The 5,624-nt window shown below is 40.0% G+C and carries 5 protein-coding genes; all 5 read right to left on the bottom strand.

Features of this window, described 5'->3' with window-relative positions:
• Positions 1-103: 103 nt before the first annotated feature.
• Positions 104-844 carry an FAD binding domain-containing protein gene (locus tag AC3AX0_RS05945; RefSeq protein ID WP_487549388.1) on the bottom strand — a complete coding sequence of 247 codons (741 nt, stop codon included), beginning with the start codon at positions 842-844 and terminating at the stop codon, positions 104-106.
• Positions 834-2,063: a threonine synthase gene (gene thrC, locus AC3AX0_RS05940; RefSeq protein WP_487549387.1), complete on the bottom strand. Its 1,230-nt coding sequence runs from the start codon at positions 2,061-2,063 to the stop codon at positions 834-836. Before thrC ends, AC3AX0_RS05945 begins: the two co-directional genes overlap by 11 nt.
• On the bottom strand, positions 2,063-3,133 hold the full coding sequence (locus AC3AX0_RS05935) for a 4Fe-4S binding protein (protein ID WP_487549386.1): 1,071 nt from the start codon (positions 3,131-3,133) through the stop codon (positions 2,063-2,065). Before AC3AX0_RS05935 ends, thrC begins: the two co-directional genes overlap by 1 nt.
• Entirely contained in the window at positions 3,130-4,395 is a 1,266-nt protein-coding gene (locus AC3AX0_RS05930) for an amidohydrolase family protein (protein WP_487549385.1), read from the bottom strand. The genes AC3AX0_RS05935 and AC3AX0_RS05930 overlap by 4 nt, the downstream gene beginning before the upstream one ends.
• A 3-nt stretch (positions 4,396-4,398) precedes the next feature.
• On the bottom strand, positions 4,399-5,624 hold a 1,226-nt coding region (locus AC3AX0_RS05925), incomplete at its 5' end, for a dihydroorotase (protein ID WP_487549384.1).

Here is a 5,624-nt window from a genome sequence, read left to right as displayed (position 1 = left end):
CAGCCCCTTTTGACGCTCTTGATTCCAAGGTCCCTGAGAGTATCCAAAAGGTATTCGTCTGGCTTAATCGAATGATTGTATTCTCTTCCGTTTATTTTAAGCTTTACTTCCAAAATAACCCCTCCTTCAATATGTCCGACAGCATGGTTTCCGCCACGCTTCTTCTATATGCTCCGGTTCCCCTGAAGTCGTTAGAAAATTCCACGTCCCTCAAAAGCTCCTGTGCATTGTGCTTAGTATTAATATCCTTGATTAGAACCGCCTTTCCAGGCCTTGCTCCAACTGCGATTCTGATTTTGTCCCCTGATGTTACACAAATATTTACCAAGGCAAAGTCGGTATAGTTGTGCTTGAAAGCCTTGAAGGATGAAAATCCAACCTTTGAAAATGATACTTCAACAAGTATATCGTTTTTGACAGTATTTGAATTCAGATATTCAATCATTGGTATCTCACCATAGAGATGGAACCTAAGCCTTGCATCAAGTGCTATAAGAGCAGTACCTATGTCAGAGAAGGAATACTTTCCACTGACACTTCCTCCAATGGTTGCAAGATTTCTTAAACCAACTCCCCCAACCTGTAAAACGGACTGACCTATACAGTCAGGAAATAGACTGCTTTTTTCCAGCTCCCTCAAAGTGGTCATTGCTCCTATCCTTATTCTATCTTCTTCATCCCTAATATAGTCAAGGTTAAGCTTTGACAGGTCTATTCCTTTGTTTACATAACCTTTTTGAAGCTTTAGAAACAATCCTCCCCCAATTATAGTATATTTGCTGTTATTCATTTCAGAAACAACCTGATCCAGTGTTGTTGGCTGTACTATCTCTTTAAACCTCATACTTAACCCCCTCAAATAATTTATATGCTTCTTCAACTGTATATTTTCTAATATTGCTCAGTTCTCCCAGAGCATCCACATCCTTCAGTCCATTTCCTGTAACTATTAGACAAACCTTGTCACAGGATTTAATCTTCCCGTTTGAAAGTAGCTTTTTGAGACAAGCCAGAGTTGCAGCGCCTGCCGGTTCTGAAAAGATTCCTGTTTCACTTGCCATTTCACCAATAGCATGAATTATTTCCTCATCACTTACAGTTGTAAAATATCCTCCATTTTTCTCCATGAAGGTACAGGCTTTCACCACGTCTCTTGGATTCCCAACACATATGCTGTCTGCAACTGTATCAACATCCTCAATAATGGGCTTGTAAGGCTTTCCATTTTCGAATACATGCTTCACCGTGGCAGCACCTTCGGCCTGGGCACCTAGTACCTTTGGAATCTTTTCAATGAGACCAAGCTTGTAAAATTCACTGAAGCCCTTGCAGATTGAACTTATTACTGTACCATCTCCAACAGCTACAATACAATAATCGGGCACTTCATAATTGTTTTGTACAATTATTTCATAAGCCCCTGTTTTCTTTCCTTCAAGAAGATATGGATTCACAGCAGAGTTTCTGCAATACCAATTGTTCTTAAGACCTATGTCCAGCGAAATGTCAAAAACCTGGTCGTAGGAAGATTCTATTGGAACTATCCTTGCTCCCGCAGCAACCAGCTGTACGAGCTTGCCCCTTGGTATTTTAGAAGGAACAAAAATGTAGGTGTCAAGAAGAGTGCTGGCACTTAATAGTGCAAGTGATGATGCAGCATTACCAGTGGAAGCACAAAAAATTGTATCATATCCTTCTTCCAAAGCCTTGTTTACTGCTATGATACTTGCCCTGTCCTTATAGGATCCAGACATGCTTATTCCATCAAACTTTATCATTATATTTTCAATTCCGAATTTATTCTTAAATTTATAAAGAGGAGTACCTCCAATGAATTTATCGATATCTGTTGAAAATCTAACAGGAAGAAGCTCTTCAAACTGCACAATGCTATCCCTTTCAGAAAAGCTTGAATCCCTGTCTATGGTTTTTTTCAATGATTCATAATCGTATATTATCTGAAGCGTTCCCATTATAGACCCGCAGTCCTTGCACCAGTACAATCCCTTCTCCGCCTTGTACTTCTTGTCGCAAGTGATGCACTCCAGATAGTATTCCACCATTACAACACTCCCTTTATTGCTTCAACAGGACATTTTGACTGGCAAAGTCCACAGTTTATGCATTTTTCTTTCTCAAGGATGACTTCCGTATTAAGAGAAAGTGCCATCTGAGGACATACTTTCACGCATATTCCGCATCTTGTGCAGACATCATTGTCTACCTGTGGATATCCTCCACTTCCCTTTGGTTCAAGTCCAAGGTCCGTATTTCTCAAATCCTCAATGGATTGTATATCATATTTTTCCATAGCTGCTGGAAGGTCAGCCACAATTTTATTAAAAAGTTCCCTGCCCTTCATGAGAGCAGAAGAAAGCATTTGTACAAGGTCCGCTCCGGCCAGGATAAATTCAAGTACATCCTCAGCCTTTTCTACACCACCACAGGCAATTATCGAAAGGTCCGGAAATTTCTTTCTGATATTGACAACGCGGTTAAGGGCTACGGGCTTGATGCTTGGTCCAGACACCCATGATTTTCCGCCGTCTATACCCAACTTCACAGAGCGATTTTTAAGGTCCACAACAATTCCAGGGCCAAGAGAATTTATTGCTACTATTCCACTAGCTCCGCAGTTTACCGCTATTTCAACAAACTCCAGATAATCTTCTATATGTGGACTCAACTTTATGAATACAGGCTTGTCCGTAAGTTCACATATCCTGGTAACAAGAGACTCCAGCTTGTCCTTTCCATAATGTGTACTAACTTCGAAGAAATCTGCATATTCCTCAACTTGAGGAACTACTATTTCCAAATCCTCAGCTGTATAACCTACACTTACTATCAAAGGTTTCTTAAGATTCTTCTTAAGATTGGGCAAGATATCCACAGACCACTTCTCCAGAGGATATTCGCTCCACAATTCAGTATTGTGTACACAGTGACTTGTGGCTATTATGCATGGTTTTTTCACAACAGCTCCTTCCACTGAAATTGTTTTGGTTACTATTCCTCCCGTAGATGACTCGTTAAAGTATTCAAGAGTTTCAAGTTCACCCACTATTGGTCCCGATGCAGGCAAAAGTGGATTGTCAAAAGTTTTCCCAAAAAGCTTCACTGTAGTATTCATAGTGATTCACCAATCCTTTCCCACAGTTCCCTTACCAGATCCTGTCTCATTTCAAATTCGATCTGAGGTTTGTAGTCGTTGATCTTGTAGTTTCCATCTGCAATGACATATCTAGGCTTCATGCTGTCAAAAACTCCGAAGAAAACATGTCCAAAGGCATTGTCATCATCCATTGGAGTAGGAGGACAATAATCGAAAACCAGAAAATCAGAGTCATATCCCTCTTTTATCCTTCCTATCTTGGATCCGGAAATCCTGTTAAAAAATCTGTATGATTCAGCCATATGTTTTCTTATTTCATCAAGTCCTATTCCACTAGGATTTTCAGTTGACTGCTTTCCAAGATAGTAAAGGTTCTGCCATTCCCTCATGATATTTACTCCAAGTCCATCTGTTCCTATGATTATTTTTATATTATTCCTTTTAAAAAGATTATAGTCGAATAATCCTACAGCATTATTCATGTTGGAGGTTGGATTAAGGGCAATTACACAATTTCTTCTTCCTATAAGCTCCCCTTCCCTTTCGTTTATGTTTACACAGTGGGCAAGTATTGAATCTTCGTTGAGAAGGCCAAACTTCTCAAGCCTTTCAACCACAGTCAATCCGTAGTTTTCAATGGAATGCTCCTCATCCTCAATGCTTTCAGCCACATGTACATGAATTGGATTTTCCCCAGCATTTTCCTTGATTTTTTCAAGGGACTCATCACTTAGGGACATAAGTGCATGAAGTCCAAAAAAGCCGTCTCCCATTTCAATGGGATGGAGGTTTTCCCTTATACATTCACCAATGTCAAACCTGTCACTTGTCTCGAAACATAACATTGCCTTCATGCCAAACTTCTTTTTGATAACATTTCTCAAAACGTCAAGACTGCCGTTTATCTCTCCACTGGCATGATGGTCTATGATTGATGTAACTCCCGCCTTAAGGCACTCGTCACAATATACTTCAGCACTGAGACCAATATCTTCCAAGAGAAGCTTTGAATCAAATTTCCACCATATATCATCAAGTACTCCCTTGAAAGTCTTTGGCGATGCCTTCATATCAAGGCCTCTGAAAAGTGTTGAATATACATGGGTATGGAAGTTTACAAGTCCAGGAATGAGAAGTTTTCCCTTTCCGTCTATCCTTTCATGGGAAGACTTGAAGTCATCCATATGTCCCACTTCTATTATTTTCTTGTCGAATATTATATATCCGTTGTCAATATAATTCTCATAATCGTAAATCTTGAGATTTATTATTGCCTTCATGGTTCACCTCCTAAAAAACTTGCCTCTTCCCCCGTAGAATATTCCCTTGTCCATTATTATCCTTCCCCTGGATATGGTTGTTATTACCTTTCCCCGTACTACCATATCCTCATATACGGTATAGTCGCATCTTGAAGCTCCACTTTCTATTGCCCGGGAAATATTTTCATCATAGACTACAATATCTCCGTCAAATCCTTCACCTATCCTTCCTTTTTTTCCAAGACCGAATATTTCAGCAGGACTGGATGTGAACTTTGGAATAATCTTTTCACCGAAAAGCGTATACATTAGAGAAAAGGAATGTTCTATTCCTCCTATCCCCTTGGGCACCTTGTCGGCCCTTTCATATTTAGACTTTTCCTCTTTCATGAATGGACAATGGTCCGTTCCTATGGTTGAAATAAAGTCCATATTATTTTTTAGTTTTTCAACTTCCTCCCTGGACCTCAGTGGAGGTGCCATTAGATAGAGCCTACCATCCTTTCGACAATAAAATTCCGATGATAGATTGAAATAGTGGGGACAACTTTCAAGAAATATGCTTTTATTCAACAATGGTCCGAATTCATCCTTTACCATCTCGACGGTTGATCCTGATGAAACGTGGACTATGTATAGTTTGCCCTTCCTATCCTCCGTAATCCTGCACAGCTTTTCAACAGAAGTCATTTCAGCTACTACAGGTCTTGACTCCTCGTAGGTGGCTACTTCTTCCCAAATGGGATTTACAAGTTCATCCTCCTCGGAATGGGACATTAGAAGAATGTCATTTTCAAGGATTTTTTCTATGATTTCGTAGGAGCATCTTCTGTTTGATTCTGAATAGGCTGTAAATACCTTAATGCTTCCAAGACCTTCCTCCCTGCATGTTTTCACAAGGTTTTCAACATCTCCAGAGAAATTCCCAAGAGTAAGGTGAAAGGAATAGTCAACACATGACTTTTCAGCCTCTTTTTTCCTTTCCCTTATTGCCACCAAGGCTTCCTCATGGCTGAATACAGGTCTAGTGAAATCAAGAAATGTGGTGACGCCGCCAAAGGCAGCAGTTCTGGACCCGGACTCAAAATCGTCCCTTGAACTGAACTCCCCAAGGTTCAGTGAGAAATGTACATGAGGGTCTATAAATCCCGGAAGAACAAGCTTTCCTTCTGCATTTACAGTCTTTTCACATTCAAATGTACATCTGTCTATCTTTTTAATGGTTCCCTCATTAATATATACGTTTG

Source organism: Dethiosulfatibacter sp. (genome assembly GCF_983023055.1).
Note: the sequence above shows the minus strand (reverse complement) of the source record. Positions and strands in the feature narration are given on the sequence as shown.